Raw genomic sequence first — 14,453 nt, 5'->3', positions numbered from 1 at the left:
GCATTGATTAAGTTTAGGGTCTGTTGCGTTGGTCTATATAAAAAGCCCCTCAAACTATAAAGTTTGAGGGGCTTTTGATGTTTTAAGATATTATCTTTTTTTGCTATCGCGTTTAGGGCGTGTCCTTATTTTAAAATGAGAATATGCCCTAGTAGTAGCCGTGGTATTTTTATGGCTATTAATGCGTGCCGCGAATCGGGTAGTCGTTTCCTCGAATATAAGACAACCCACTGGCAAGCGATTCAAGCTCAGGTCGAGCAAAAGGCGCGTTAGAGATATCAATGATATGGATGTCTCCTTTGGCATTGATAACGAATACACCAGGCTCTGCAAAAGGATGATCGGTCTCTTTTTCTGAGCGTGGATCAGAGATATAAAGCCCTAGCGTGTTCATCTGCTCAACTGTCAAACCGTAAGCGATCGGGAAGTTGATGTCTAATTCTTCTAGATGGGTTTCTAACTGCTGCTTACTATCAGCTGATACGGCAATGATATCGACACCAGCGTCGGCAAATGACGTTTTGACCGTTTCTAACTGGTTAAGATATTTAGTACAAATCGGGCAGTGCTTGCCTCGATAAACAACCACTAATTTCCAATCGTGACCATTTTCAGGCTTACCCAACGATTGCATTTCGCCATCTCGCATTTGTACCTGTAGATCAGGGAATTGAGAACCGGCGCGAAGTTTTTGAGAGTCATTTGATTGCATATTTTTATCCTTTGAATTTTTATAATAATGTGAATAATGAAAGCTAAAAGATTTGATTATTAAATCAAGCTTCTTATAGTCAGTCAATTATGATTTGTTTAGTGTTTATGAACGAGCTTTACATAAACCTCACCTAACACTCCACTGGAGGCTAGTTGACCTTACTTTAACTGGACTTGAGCAATCATTCAAGTTAAAATTGAATAATTACTCAAACGATACGATACAGCCATATTGACTTCATATAGGAGTCATGGCTTTGAGAAATTGGAAAATATTATGTCACGTACCACGCTATATAATCGTCAAGAAGCCTTAGAACGCGCTATACAGCTGTTCTGGCAAAAAGGCTTTCATGCCACCTCTCTAAAAGATATCGAACAAGTCCTCGATATGCGCCCGGGTAGTATCTATGCTGCATTTGGTAATAAGAATGGCCTGTTTCAAGAAGCGCTAGAGCATTACGCCCATGCCGCACTGATGGAGCTTGAACGCGTACTAGCTAGCCATGAGTCGCCTTTATTAGGTTTGGCGGCTTATATGCGTCAACTGGGTGGTATCCGCGACCAAAAAATACCAAGTCGGGCCTGTATGTTGGTCAAAAGCTTACTGGAGCTTGGGGCTCGAGAGCAGTCAGCATTAGATAAAGTAGAAAAATTATTGGCTGGCTTGGAGACACGCTTTACGGAATGTTTCGTTGAGGCACAGCGGTTGGGTGAGATTGATAGTGAGCTTGATGCGGTTAGGCTAGGCCGTCGTTTGCAGGCAGAAGTCATGGGACTGCGTGCCTTTGCTCAGCGTGATGTCGATAGTGCTGCGGTGCATGCGCTGGCGGAAGACATGGCATCTTCTATAGAAGAGATGCGCAATGACTCGTTTGCTAGCTGAGTATGGTTGCTAGGCTAAAAATCAATTAGTATTGTCCATTCATTTTATAAATGGATAAAACCTAAAAAGGGCTACTCGAAGTTTAAAGCTTTAAGTAGCCCTTTTATTTTAAATGAGGATACGCTCTAGTAGCTACGCTTTAAAAAAGACTGTAGCCCTAACGAGAAATACCAATTAATCTGGCAGTTCTGCTAGTTGCTGCAAGATGTTTTTGAAATTCTCAACACCTTGTGCGCCGCTCACCAAATGCTTTTGATTAAAAATAACAGAGGGTACGCTTTGAATGCCTTGCTGACGCCACTGCTGCTGGGATTGACGTATGTCTTCAGCAAATCGTTGATCTGTTAGCACCGCTAAGGCTTCGCTACGATCTAAGCCAATCTCCGCTGCAATATCTGCCAGCACTTCTGTGTCAGCGATATTTCTAGCGTTGGTAAAGTGAGCGGCAAATAGGGCTTGCTTTAAATCATGCATTCGACCTTGTTGATTAGCCCAATGCAATAACTGATGCAAATCAAAGGTATTATAAGTGCGAGTTTCTTCGGTGAAATTAAACTCAAAACCTACTTCTGCACCAGCCTTAGTCATCATTGCGCGGCTAGCATCAGACTCTTCCTTGCTTGAGCCGTACTTCTTAGCGATATGCTCACGCAAGTTCTGGCCTTCAGGTGGGGTGTCAGGGTTCAGATCAAATGGATGCCAATGAATTTCATGGGCGGTGTTCGTTTGCTTGAGTGCTTCAGCCAATTGTCGATAACCGATGACACACCAAGGGCAAACCACGTCCGATACGATATCTATTCGTAATGGTTTTTCTGAATTATTCATAGTGATTCCTTATCTTTTTAGTTTTTAATTAGGGTCTGTTGAGTATTCAAATGTGGAACTGGCAGTGGCTGTTTTTTAGACAATACGCAGTGAAGTTTTTGACGCCTAGTCGTTCTAGGTTAGACAATTTCGCCATGTATTGGCAAAAAATAGCCCTGCCTCTGCTTGTATACTTGGGGCTGATGCTAAAATCACCCCAAACGTTGTTGCAAACCTAGCTAAGGTCTCGACATTATCGTCAGTTTACGCCTGATTTGATAAAATGTTTGGGGTGATTTTAGCGATCAGCAGTCCTAATATTTGAATACTCAACAGACCCTAACCAGCTTTGTGCCATGCATATGTTTGAAAGATACTGTCTATTGGCATGTTAGCCAGATAGTTGGTGTATTTCCCGTGACTTTTTGAGCGGCAACAAAGACCGCTTCTAAAATTTGACGTCTGATAAATACGGTATTAAAGACTGCTTGTATTGCCTCGTCATTGACGTTACCACGATCACTAACGACTGATAAAGTAAATCATTTACTTTTAAGTGACTTATTTTTAAGTGACTTACTTTTAAGTGATTTACCTCTGAAAGGCATCGCTAACAATCCCCATAGCGAGGCGTTCTGTTTGGGTGATGGATATTCTTTTAGCCCAATATCGAGCTCATTGTCCGGCTTCTGAGCGTCACTCTTGTAGCTACCGAAGATTTTATCCCACCAAATCACGCTAAACCCATAGTTTGAATTGGTTTCAGACACGCGTTGGCTATGATGGATACGATGTAAAATTTGCGTCATTAATATTAAACGCGCAGGCTTTTCAATGGCAGGCGGCAGACGAATATTGGCATGATTAAACATCGCCAAGCCATTTAAGGCGATTTCAAATATCAATATGGCTACGGCAGGCACACCCAGCGCACTGACGACGAAGAGTTTAACCAATATACTTAAGACAATTTCAATAGGATGAAACCTGAGCCCTGTGCTGGTATCTACGTGAGCATCAGCGTGATGGACTTTATGCAAGCGCCATAGAATGGGCACTCGGTGGAACAATCGATGCTGCCAATAAATAATGATGTCGAGCACGAGCAAGCTCAATACGATAGACACTAAAATGGATAAATCGAGCATATTGAACAAGCCAATTCCGTGCTGCTGATTATACAGCGCAACCGCCGTTAGACCTATTGGTACGGCCAAACGCGCCACAATTGATGATGCTAGCACCAAGCCAAAGTTAGCCAACCAGCGCTTGTTGCTTTTGATCGGGGCTTTACGTGCTGGCATGCGCCATTCAATCAGCATCATGATCATTAATATGCTGAAAAAGAAGCCCAGTCGCCACCATATCTCATTCGTCATTGGCTACCTCTTTACTTATTCTGTTTATATGCTGTTTGAATGGCTGTCTGCTTCTAGACGTTTGAGGGTTTGGTAACCGCCATATATACGGGTAAAAATAGTAACAGCGCAGGCAGCCGCAAAAACACTGGCCAGTAAGACAAACTGCTGTGGCCAAATACAAAAGGCGACAAACAATGCGATGGTTTCAGTGCCTTCTGTGAGACCATTCAAATAATAAAAGCTTTTGTATTTAAACTGCGGCTTGTCTAATGCAAATTTTTCAGCAGCAATGGCAAATGCTAAAAAGCTAGAGCCAGTACCAATAAAGGCGGCGAGTAATAATGCCCCTGCAATAGCGTTTTGTTCAGGATTTGCCAAGATAAAGCCAAGCGGCACGGCAGCATAAAATAAAAAATCGAGGGTAATGTCTAAGTAGCCTCCTGCGCTTGAGCTTTGATTGGCATGACGTGCGAGTGCGCCATCTAAGCCATCAAAAATACGATTTAGAGCAATAGCGATAAGTGCGCCAAACCAGAGCTGATTAGCCAGTAGTGGTAAAGCTAGCATGCCGATAATAAAACCGACCACTGTCAATTGATCAGCAGTAACGCCGCGCTTATGTAACATGATGACTATGGGCGTTAATATAGGCTTGATGACGGGTGTAATAAACTTATCTAGCATGCAATCACCTTTTTATATTACCGCTAAAAACTAAAGTTAATAACTAAGATTAATGACCAAGATTAATGACCAAGATTAATGACCAAGATTAATGACCAAGATTAATGACTTTACCTTCTGCTGCTTCAGCATCACTATGATCGTGGGTGACCATGATAGCCGGAAGTTTATGGGTACGGATTTGATTGAATACTAACTGTTGGGTCTCGGCTCTAAGCTGGGTGTCGAGCTTGCTAAAAGGTTCATCGAGTAGGATGGCTTTGGGCTCACTCAATAGAGTGCGTAGTAGGGCAACACGTGCTTGCTGACCGCCAGACAGATTGTCAGGATGGCGATTGCTCATACCTGCTAAACCCACTTGCTCAAGGGCGTGTTCTATTTTTTCGAGGCGCTGTCCTTTATTACGCTGCTTATTGTCTTTGGGCATCGCAAAGGCAATGTTACCTGCGACTGATAAATGCGAAAACAGTAGCGCATCTTGATAGAGCACGCCGATATGACGTAAGTGCGTCGGTAGATGGCTCACGTTTTTGTCATTTAGCCAGACATCACCAGTCGCGGTAAAGCCGTGTGGCAATGTGCCTGTCAGCCAATTCAATAAGCTTGATTTGCCACTGCCAGATGGGCCCATAATAGTGAGTATCTCACCGCCTGCAATCTGCTCATCTAAGCTCAGTAATAGCGCGTCTTTTCGATACAATTGTAAATTTTTTATCTGTAAAGATGATGGCATCAAGAACCCTTTATCTGCGTTTTTATAGTGAGTTGTTGTTCAAAACCAGCGTTTTTTGAAACTGTTTTTATTTGAAATAAACCATTTTAACGACTGCTATTTCTACCACTTTTAAAGAAATATTTTGGCAATATCCACGCCAATATAAAACCAATTAACGGTAAGGCCATTTGAATGATGGCATACACCGCACTGGTGCGCCTACTGGCACCATTGGCGAGAGTCACAGCTTCTGTGGTGATAGTGGCGATACGTCCGCCGCCTGCTAATAACGTCGGTAAGTATTGTCCAAAGCTAATCGCTAGACCAAGCGCGATAGCAATTAAAAGAGGCGCAAACAGCTGCGGTAATTTGACCTGCAAAAATACTTTGGCTGGTGTCGCGCCAAGACTGGCTGCCACATGAGCAAAACGAGGGTCTAGACGTCGATAGCTGCTAGCAAGCGATAAAAACACATAGGGCAGCACGAACAATAAATGCGTAAACGCCACATTAAAAAATGCCGTTTGATTATTGACCAATTGTTGCAACCATACCAAGCCAAATAAAAAGGCAATGCTGGGTACTAACAGCGGCAAATAAATGATTAAACTGGTAAATTTTGAAAGAGGTTTGCTACTTAGCTGTTCGGCTTCTAAGCACAATAAAGCAAGGACGATAGCAAATAAGGTACTTACTATACCGATCGTAAGGGTGTTAAATAATGGCGTGCCCATTTGCATAAAGGCGCTTTGAAAATGTAATAATACAAACTGCTCTGGCAATACGGCTGGAAAGCGCCAAAAGCCCGCCACTGACCACATAAACAGACCCATGAGTGCCAGTAATATAAAACCAATGACCACAGTGGTCAAAACTGCGGTCATTTTTTGCATTAAGGCATCGGCATAGTTGCGCTTGCCATTAATCAATGACGGATTACAGCAAATTTTTATGGCTCTCTCAGCAGCAAGCCACAAAGCGATTAATCCGCCCGTCAAAGCCAGCTGTAATAACGCGCCTGCCGAAGCCCGTATACGTAGGTTTAGATCAACATCATTAAACCATTGCATAATCGTGACCGCGAGTGTGGGCGGTGTGTTTGGACCCAATATTAATGGCATCTCAACACTGGCACTGGCATAGGCAAGGACGGCTAAAATAGGCAGACGTAATACAGGGTATAGGATAGGGAGGACGGCTTTAAAAAAAGCAGTGATGGGGTAATAGCCGAGATTGAGCGCGACTTTATATTGCTGATGCAGCTTTTTACCCAGCTCTGGTTGTGCCAATGCACCTAGTGCCATTAATAATAAAAATGGCAGCTCTTTTAAGGTTAAACCCAAAATGATACTAATGCCATAAGGATCATGTGGAAACATACCACCCGGTGACAATTCCCAACCGCTTAGCCACGGTGAGATGAGCCGTGAAAACATGCCAGAAGGCGCAATTAAAAACCCCACCGCAATGGCTGCCGCTGCATGAGGAATAACCAAAATTGGACTCAGCAAACGCTCAATACGAGTGAGCCAAATGCTATTAAAAAACGCTGCCAATATCATTAAAGTCATGACGAAAGCGAGTAGCGTGCTTAGTAGTCCAGTAGCGATGCTTAGCGCAGCCATTTGAGTAAGACCAGGCGTCTGCCAAAGATCGTTAAAGCCTTGTAGGCTAAAAGTCGTTTGCTCAAGTGCAGGCAGCCAACTAAACGCAGGCAGCAGTACGCTGACCAAACCACCGAGTACCGGCAATATCAGCAGTAGCAGCAAAAATTTTGGACTAAAAGATACGATACGCGTAAAGAGGTCTGTCTTATAAGATGCAGGCATTCTAGCGCTTGCATCAGTGGTTTTATCGTTAGAAACGTCACTCATGGGCTGACCCCATAACGTGTCTGCCAGCCTTGCATAATGGCATCAACCCAGCTTGGATGTGGTTCACTGACAGTGCGTTTGATGCTATCAAAGGGCAGGGCGCTAGGGTGTGGTTGGTTGTTCTTAAATAAAGCTTGTTGTTCAGGGTCGAGTGTAGACTGGACGAGTACCGTTTTATCACCCCATATAGAAGGTGTTTGTTTTTTGGCCTGTGCTTCTGGGCTCATCAAGAAATTTGCGACTAACTGCGCCGCTTGCGGATGGCTGGCATTATAAGGAATGGCCACAAAATGCGTGTTACTTAAGCTGCCATCACTCATTGCATAGCTACGAATACTCTCGGGTAAATCATAACGCTGCACGGCCGCTGGCACTTCAGGTGCAGAAAAAGTAAAGGCCAAACTCAGCTCGGTATCATCGACTAAGCGCCGCATCTGCGCGCCCGTTTGTACAAATTGCTCGCCTTTGCGCCATAGTGTTGGATGCAAGTCATCCAAAAATGTCCATAGCGGATCTAATACCAGATCGGTATTTTGCTCAGTGGCTGGCAGGTTGAGCTGTGCCTTGGTATTTTCACCTGTTTGAGCATCATGTTGTTCGTGCAGCATGACTAAGGCATATTTTAAAAAGCTCATTCCTAAAAAGTCTGGTGGCTTTGGGTAGCTAAAACGTCCAGGATTTTGTGCTGTCCAATCGACCAGCTCATCCAGAGTCTTTGGTGGATTATCAGTCGATAAACGGTCGTAATAGAAAGTCAGCGAGGCTTGTCCCCATGGTGCTTCCATGCCATTGGTGGGTACACCAAAATCAAAGTTCACCGTAGGGTTGTTTTCTGGATCGGTAAGGGCAAAGTTAGGTAACTTATTCGCCCATTGCTTGAGCAATAATGAGTTTTCACTCATGGTGGCAAAGTTTGCGCCATTAATCCAGATGAGGTCTACACTGCCTTCATCATTGTTATTGGCTGATTTTTCCGCCAGCACGCGACTGACCGCTTCACTGGTGTCGCTCAGTTTCACATGGACTAAATTGATATTATATTTATCATCTACTTGCTCGGCTGCCCACTGTAGATAGGCGTTGATCTGTGGGTCGCCGCCCCACGCATAGAAATAAACGTCTTGGTTTTTGCCAGTCTCTTGCACTTGTTGCCAGTGCGACAGACTCTTATCATCTGATACAGTGGTAGTAGAGGCGGTACTGGCAGAAATACCCATACAAATACCAAGTGCTATAGCATAGATGCTATAGCGGCTTAGGTTTTTTAAGGTTGATGAGGCTTGCAAGGACTTGATAACGTGCATTTAAGTTTCCGTTATGATGATATATTCTCAGCACAGTTGATAAAAACCCAACTAACCTCGACGCCATGTATGGTACTTTTCAAGCAAGTTTAATACTTTTTCAGGCGCATGATTGCGTTTCCATTCACCAGCCGCGTATTTATTGCCTTCCGCCCATGTCGGGTACATGTGAATGGTGCCGAGTATTTTATTCAGCCCTAAACCATGTTTCATGGCCAGTATAAATTCAGGCATTATATCACCAGCATGCTCAGCGACGATGGTCACGCCAAGTATTTTATCTTTGCCTTTAGGTGTGATGATTTTTATAAAGCCGACATTGGCGCTTTCAGTCACCGCACGATCTAAGTCTTTAAAGTCGTAGCGGGTAATCTCAAAATCAATACCTTTTTCGATAGCTTCCTGCTCATTTAAGCCAACACGTGCGACTTCTGGATCGATAAAGGTTGTCCACGGAATCACGCGATAATCGACCTTGAATTTCTTTAGATGTCCAAACAAACCGTTTACCGCGGCGAACCATGCCTGATGGGAAGCCACATGGGTAAATTGATAAGGGCCGACGACATCACCTGCGGCGTAGATATTAGGATAAAGAGTTTCTAGGTAATCATCGGTATTGATAGTACGTTCCGTTTCGATGCCCAACGCTTCTAGGCCGTAGCCTTCGAGGCGAGCACTACGCCCAACGGCACAAAGCAACTCATCATATTCAATAGCAATCTCTTGCTTATTTTGACTGTCTTGCTTATCTGTATCGTCGTCTAATTGCTCAACGATAATGAATTTTTTACCATCGCGAGTCTCACAGCGAATCGCTTGATGCGAGGTCAAGACATTCACACCACTTTCGACGAGCACTTGCTGTGCAAATTCTGAAACTTCCACGTCTTCTTTTTTCATCAGACGCGCGCCTCTTTCGATTTGAGTCACATTGGAACCCAAGCGGGCAAAGGCTTGTGCGAGCTCAGAGCCGATAGGCCCGCCGCCAAGTACGACGAGATTTTTCGGTGCTTCCTCCAATTCAGTAAATTTATTCCATAGCGTATCGCTCGTCACATAACCGGTCTCTTCCAAACCTGGCAAGTCTGGGATAAATGGACGGGCACCAGTGGCGACAACAATGGAACGTGCGGTGAGTCGCTGCGTGCCGCCATCGTTTAGCGCAACTTCTACCGTCCATGGGTCGATAAATTTAGCATAACCTTTTAGCACTTCGACACCCAATTCCGTATAACGCTCGACGCTGTCATTTGGCGCAATATCAGCGATGACTTTATGGATGCGTGTCATGACATTTTTGAATGAAAATTCTGGTTGAATATTATTGAGACCATAGCGTTCGCCATTGCGCATCTGTTCTGCGACTTTCGCGCTTTTGATAAGGGCTTTACTGGGTACGCAGCCGTAGTTTAAGCAGTCGCCGCCCATCTCACCCGCTTCAATCAGCGTGACTTTTGCTTTGACGGTGGCCGCGATATAACTGGTGACTAGACCGCCAGCACCCGCACCAATGACAATCATATTGCGATCGAATTTCTTTGGTTTGGTGTAATTTTTATAGACGCGGCGTTTTTTTATCGTATTTAAGATGCCTTTAGCTATCAACGGGAAAAACCCTAGTAGCGCGAATGAGGCAATCAAATTGAAAGATAAAATGCCTGACAAGCTCTCGATTTGTGCCAACTGCGTACCTGCATTGACATAGACGAAAGTACCAGCGAGCATACCTACTTGGCTGACCCAATAGAAGGTTCTTGCCTTAATCGCGGTGACACCCATCAATAGGTTGATTAAGAAAAATGGGAATATTGGAACGAGGCGTAAGGTAAATAGATAAAAGGCCCCTTCTTTTTTTACGCCTGCGTCAATAGAGTCGAGACGCTCGGGGAAACGCTGCTTGATAGAATCGCGCAGTAAATAACGTGAGGTCAAAAAGGCCAGTGTGGCACCAATACTTGAGGCAAACGAGGCGACCAATAAGCCTTGAACCAAGCCAAACAACGCCCCAGCTGCCAAAGTCATGATGGCAGCGCCAGGTAAAGATAATGCAGTGACTAATATATAGACTAAAAAGAAGCCACCAATAACCAACCATGGTGACTGCGCTTTATATTGGTCGAATTGATCCATCGAGCCCTTCAAACCCTCAAGTGTCAATAATTGGTTGAGGTCAAAGTAAAAAAAGCCAATGACTAACATCAATACGGCTAATATTAAAACTATTTTCTTAATCATGGATTATCCAGCTAAATAATAATGCAAAGGGGTGTGTGAGAAATAGGATCTAAAAAAGTCTTATATACAAACACATAGCGATGTCATCAGTCCTACTATAATCTACTTTTTCGTTATTCGTAGCGATATATTCGTTTTTAGTAAACTATAGTGATATTCAGATTGATTATCAACTTTCTTAGGATAAAGTCGGTGACGTCTTTTTGCCCAATGTTAAGGTGTCATAATCTCTCATTAAGAAAAGCGCTATACAAGCCGCCAGCATTGGCCATGCAGCAAAGAACAATAGATTGTCGAAAGGAGTGAGATAGAGACCGAAAGTGGCAAAAGTAGAAACCGCGTGTAGCAATAAGACAATGCCGTATGTCCATTTTTTGAATAAACCCATTACGAACGAGAAGATCAGTATGATTTGTAAGCTACCAATAACGTATACGATACTGGTGCCTAAGCCTTCTAATGCATAAAATTTAGAAAACACATTGGCGGTGTGGTCAGGATTGACAAATTTGTCGAGCGTCCAAAAAAAGAACACAATGAAGACACCTATTCGAAGCAACAGTAAAGACAAAGGGAGATGTTTTGGCATAAGTTATTTCTTTTTAATAAAGTTTGAAAGCGAGTTCAAAATAGGGTGGATTGAAGTGAGGTTTCTACGCCTGTTATTAGAAGGTTTTTATGTGACAGACATGAGTAAGAATTGTTTGCTTTATGTTGAGTGATTGCTCAATTATAGCTGTCAGATGTTACAAAATAATGCAAGGGCGTATCGTGATGGTATTTGGAATACGGCCATTGAAAATAGTGGCGCGTTATCGAAGACTATTTCTAAAGATCGTTTGCAAAACGTTTGCGTACTTGTCGCAAGTAAATACTGGGGGCGATGCGCCATAAGATGCTACCAAAGCGTGAGACAGGTTCGGGCAATATCCAGCGTTTGCGTTGGGTCAAGCCTTTATCAATACGCTCAACCATCCACTCAGCACTGCGAATATTACCGATGACTGAGCGTGGGTGGTTGGCAGTATTACCATCATGACCGAGCGCATGACTTTCGATAGGCGTGTCTAAGAAGCTCGGATATACCATCAATATATGAATACCATCGACTTCTAACTCTAAGCGCAGTACTTCAAAGAACTGGGTCAGCGCACTTTTAGCAGCGCAATAAGCGGCGCGTCCAGGAACTGGCATCCAGCCTGCCATTGAGCCGATACAAACAATTTGACCACGAGACTCTCGCAGTAAAGGTAGTGCTGCCATCGTTAGCTCTACTGCGCCTTGCCAATCTACAGCCATCACCTTGCGGAATACTGCTGGGTCAGTCTGATGCGCCGGTGAGCGGTGAGTGATGCCAGCATTATTTACCAGTAGGTCAAGCCGTCCAAAGCGCTCATATAGCTGATCAATAAGCGAGGCAATATCATCAGCTTGGGTGATATCGGTGACGACCATCATGATTCTGTCCGTATCAGTAAACTCAGTTGCTCGTGCATTTAAAGCTTGTGCATCTATATCGATGAGCACTAAGTGATGACCAGCATTATACCAATGACGAGCCATCGCTAAGCCCAGTCCCGATGCGGCGCCAGTAATCAAAGTAACGGTCATAATGAGCTCCTTTAGAAAAACAGATTTAATCTCTTTAAGGTTTACGCAGTCCATTGGTTTCGACAAAATAATCAAAGGTTTCAGCGGAAGTTTTGGTCAGTTTATAGCCAAACTCTTCTTTTAGACGGCGGTTAGCAAGTACTGGACGATAACGCAAAAAGTTAACTTGTTCGGGGCCAGTAGGCTTGCCGCGCCACTTCTCGACTTGTAGTGCTGCTTTGACTAGCCAAACGGGCAAGATTAATAGTGGTTTATTGAGCTTATGTGCAATCTGCTTCATGGTCAGTGCGCCATCACCAGCCATATTGAAGATGCCAGATTTATCTTCTCGAATACCCATCTCCATCGCATTTATGACATCTTGATCCCAAATAAAAACAAAAGGGGAGTCACTACCTTTGAGCGCAAGAATGCGCGGCGCCATGAACAATCCAGTGATTTGGTTGCGGGTGTCAGCACCTAATACGGTACCAGGTCGAAAGATAAGCTGCTGCAACTGCGGATGCTTTTGACGAAAATCGCTCAGCAATTCTTCTATTTGTCTCTTATGATCAGAATAAGCGAATTCACGATTGCCTCGCAGCGCATCATGCTCATCGATCCATTCCGGATTGTCTGCATGATAACCATAAGCTGCTCCTGAGCTAGTCACAGTCAGGTGACGAACGCCAGCTTGTACGCAGCACTTTAGGACATTATGAGTGCCGTTAACATCGATATCGAAATCCCGTGCTCGATCTTTTGATGCTTGCAGGATGGAGGCCAAATGAATCACATGAGTGATTTGCTCATCGATAAGCAGCTGAGCTAGGTCGGCATCACGTATATCTAGTATTTTAATCGGGAAGTCTAGGTCTTTACGCGTGCAGATGTCCGTGCCTATGACAGAGTAATGCGCGGCTAGTCTATTACCTAATTGATGACCGATATAGCCTGCTGCGCCCGTGATAAGTATGCGTTTAATCATATGGCCTCCGTGCCCAAATTTGTGAAAGTGTCAGGCCTGACACCAGATGCCAGACGCCCCAAAAGGCGGTAATCAGCATCATGCCGCCCGCTTGCGGAAAAAAAGTAAACAGAATGACTAAGCCCAGTCCGGAGTTTTGAATGCCGACTTCCATAGTGACTGCACGGCGATCAGCAACGGGCAGTTTAAGCGCTTTACCCATGCCATAGCCGAGCGATAGTGCCAGTAAATTATGAGCCACCACTAACCAAAAAAAACTGTTAAAACGTTCGATAAATAAGTCAAAATTGTTGGAAAAGGCGATAGCGACAAACGCTAAAAACACTAGTAATGAGACGATGCGTAACGGTTTTTCGCTACGGGCAACCAGTTTGGGAAATTTGCGACCGGTCAACATACCAATGACTAAAGGCACGGCCAAAACCAAGAGTACTAATAATAAAATGCTACTCGGCTCAAGCGTAATTTGGGTCAGGTATTGCCGCGTATGAGGATTGAGCCAACCATAAAAAGCAAAGTTCAGCGGCGTCAATACGGTAGCTACCAAGCTCGAAACCGCCGTCATACTCACAGAGACGGCGACATTGCCTCGTGCCAGCCAAGTCATGATATTAGAGAAACTACCACCAGGACAAGAAGCCACCAAAATCATCCCTAACGCCAGATCTGGATCGACATTCAATGCCCAAGTAAACAAGCAGGTGGCTAGCGGTAACAGGAAAAACTGTGCAAACAGACCAGCTATAGGCGCAATGGGTGCTAGGATAATACGTTTAAAGTCCTCAAGGCGTAAGGTCAGTGAGACACCAAACATCATTAAAGCCATGATGACATTGAGCATAATTAAGCTGGCAGGATCGAAGACGATCGGTAACGCGCCACTCATACTGACGTATCCGGCTGACAATCTTTTCTATTAAAGATTTTGTGTCTTAAGCGGCGCCCTATAGAGGGGTTATTGCTGAAGGTTTTATTGTCAGTCTCGTGTTCATCTACACCTATTTGCAGTTTAGCGATATGCTCAGCAAGTGTGGCAAGATATTCCTCTTTATTGACATAATAAGCCATTCGCGCGAGCTTGATGTAGTCATAACCACCATCGAGCGTCACGCCACTCAGTGCTTGTGTGACCACATCGAAGTTGTCAGCCGCTGCGCTATTTTGCTCGCGCTGCTTAATATATAACGCGACCAGACGCGCTTGTTGATTGCGACCTTCCCAGCCAAGTCCAGCAGCCTCTACCATACCCATCATAAACAAATTGTCATATTCAGGATGAAAGACATTCATAT

14 protein-coding genes are annotated in these 14,453 nt (G+C 44.2%); 1 reads left to right on the top strand and 13 read right to left on the bottom strand.

What is annotated here, in order from left to right; all coding sequences use genetic code 11:
* Positions 1-178: 178 nt before the first annotated feature.
* Entirely contained in the window at positions 179-712 is a 534-nt protein-coding gene (locus IOD06_RS05235) for a peroxiredoxin-like family protein (protein ID WP_010197534.1), read from the bottom strand.
* A gap of 279 nt (positions 713-991) precedes the next feature.
* Here IOD06_RS05235 and IOD06_RS05230 point away from each other — a divergent pair, with 279 nt between their 5' ends.
* Positions 992-1,600, top strand: coding sequence for a TetR/AcrR family transcriptional regulator (locus IOD06_RS05230; RefSeq protein WP_194619714.1), 609 nt, complete (start codon positions 992-994; stop codon positions 1,598-1,600).
* A gap of 174 nt (positions 1,601-1,774) precedes the next feature.
* On the opposite strand, the gene IOD06_RS05225 is transcribed toward IOD06_RS05230, so the two are convergent.
* The 12 genes from IOD06_RS05225 to IOD06_RS13715 all read right to left on the bottom strand — a co-directional run bounded on the left by IOD06_RS05225 (position 1,775) and on the right by IOD06_RS13715 (position 14,451).
* A complete protein-coding gene (locus tag IOD06_RS05225; protein ID WP_194619712.1) occupies positions 1,775-2,428 on the bottom strand; it encodes a DsbA family oxidoreductase in 654 nt (217 codons plus the stop codon).
* Between the two features lie 521 nt (positions 2,429-2,949).
* On the bottom strand, positions 2,950-3,786 hold the full coding sequence (locus IOD06_RS05220; RefSeq protein WP_194619710.1) for a sterol desaturase family protein: 837 nt from the start codon (positions 3,784-3,786) through the stop codon (positions 2,950-2,952).
* 24 nt (positions 3,787-3,810) lie between these two features.
* Positions 3,811-4,452, bottom strand: coding sequence for a CDP-alcohol phosphatidyltransferase family protein (locus tag IOD06_RS05215; RefSeq protein ID WP_194619708.1), 642 nt, complete (start codon positions 4,450-4,452; stop codon positions 3,811-3,813).
* A gap of 88 nt (positions 4,453-4,540) precedes the next feature.
* The gene (locus IOD06_RS05210) at positions 4,541-5,185 is read right to left on the bottom strand and encodes an ATP-binding cassette domain-containing protein (protein WP_194619706.1); all 645 of its coding nucleotides are present in this window, start codon (positions 5,183-5,185) and stop codon (positions 4,541-4,543) included.
* A gap of 86 nt (positions 5,186-5,271) precedes the next feature.
* Positions 5,272-7,041, bottom strand: a complete 1,770-nt coding sequence (locus tag IOD06_RS05205; RefSeq protein ID WP_265087661.1) for an ABC transporter permease — start codon at positions 7,039-7,041, stop codon at positions 5,272-5,274.
* A complete protein-coding gene (locus IOD06_RS05200; RefSeq protein WP_194619704.1) occupies positions 7,038-8,345 on the bottom strand; it encodes an ABC transporter substrate-binding protein in 1,308 nt (435 codons plus the stop codon). The genes IOD06_RS05205 and IOD06_RS05200 overlap by 4 nt, the downstream gene beginning before the upstream one ends.
* 51 nt (positions 8,346-8,396) lie before the next feature.
* The gene (locus IOD06_RS05195) at positions 8,397-10,583 is read right to left on the bottom strand and encodes an FAD-dependent oxidoreductase (protein WP_194619702.1); all 2,187 of its coding nucleotides are present in this window, start codon (positions 10,581-10,583) and stop codon (positions 8,397-8,399) included.
* Between the two features lie 178 nt (positions 10,584-10,761).
* On the bottom strand, positions 10,762-11,172 hold the full coding sequence (locus IOD06_RS05190) for a hypothetical protein (protein WP_194619700.1): 411 nt from the start codon (positions 11,170-11,172) through the stop codon (positions 10,762-10,764).
* A 239-nt stretch (positions 11,173-11,411) separates the two neighbouring features.
* Positions 11,412-12,194, bottom strand: a complete 783-nt coding sequence (locus IOD06_RS05185; protein ID WP_194619698.1) for an SDR family oxidoreductase — start codon at positions 12,192-12,194, stop codon at positions 11,412-11,414.
* A 34-nt stretch (positions 12,195-12,228) separates the two neighbouring features.
* Positions 12,229-13,161, bottom strand: a complete 933-nt coding sequence (locus tag IOD06_RS05180) for an SDR family oxidoreductase (protein ID WP_194619696.1) — start codon at positions 13,159-13,161, stop codon at positions 12,229-12,231.
* On the bottom strand, positions 13,154-14,047 hold the full coding sequence (locus IOD06_RS05175; RefSeq protein WP_194619694.1) for a bile acid:sodium symporter family protein: 894 nt from the start codon (positions 14,045-14,047) through the stop codon (positions 13,154-13,156). The genes IOD06_RS05180 and IOD06_RS05175 overlap by 8 nt, the downstream gene beginning before the upstream one ends.
* Positions 14,044-14,451: a hypothetical protein gene (locus IOD06_RS13715; RefSeq protein ID WP_265087660.1), complete on the bottom strand. Its 408-nt coding sequence runs from the start codon at positions 14,449-14,451 to the stop codon at positions 14,044-14,046. Before IOD06_RS13715 ends, IOD06_RS05175 begins: the two co-directional genes overlap by 4 nt.
* Positions 14,452-14,453: the final 2 nt, after the last annotated feature.

The sequence above is a fragment of the Psychrobacter sp. N25K4-3-2 genome, from assembly GCF_015351755.1.
Lineage (GTDB): Bacteria > Pseudomonadota > Gammaproteobacteria > Pseudomonadales > Moraxellaceae > Psychrobacter > Psychrobacter glaciei.
Note: the sequence above shows the minus strand (reverse complement) of the source record. Positions and strands in the feature narration are given on the sequence as shown.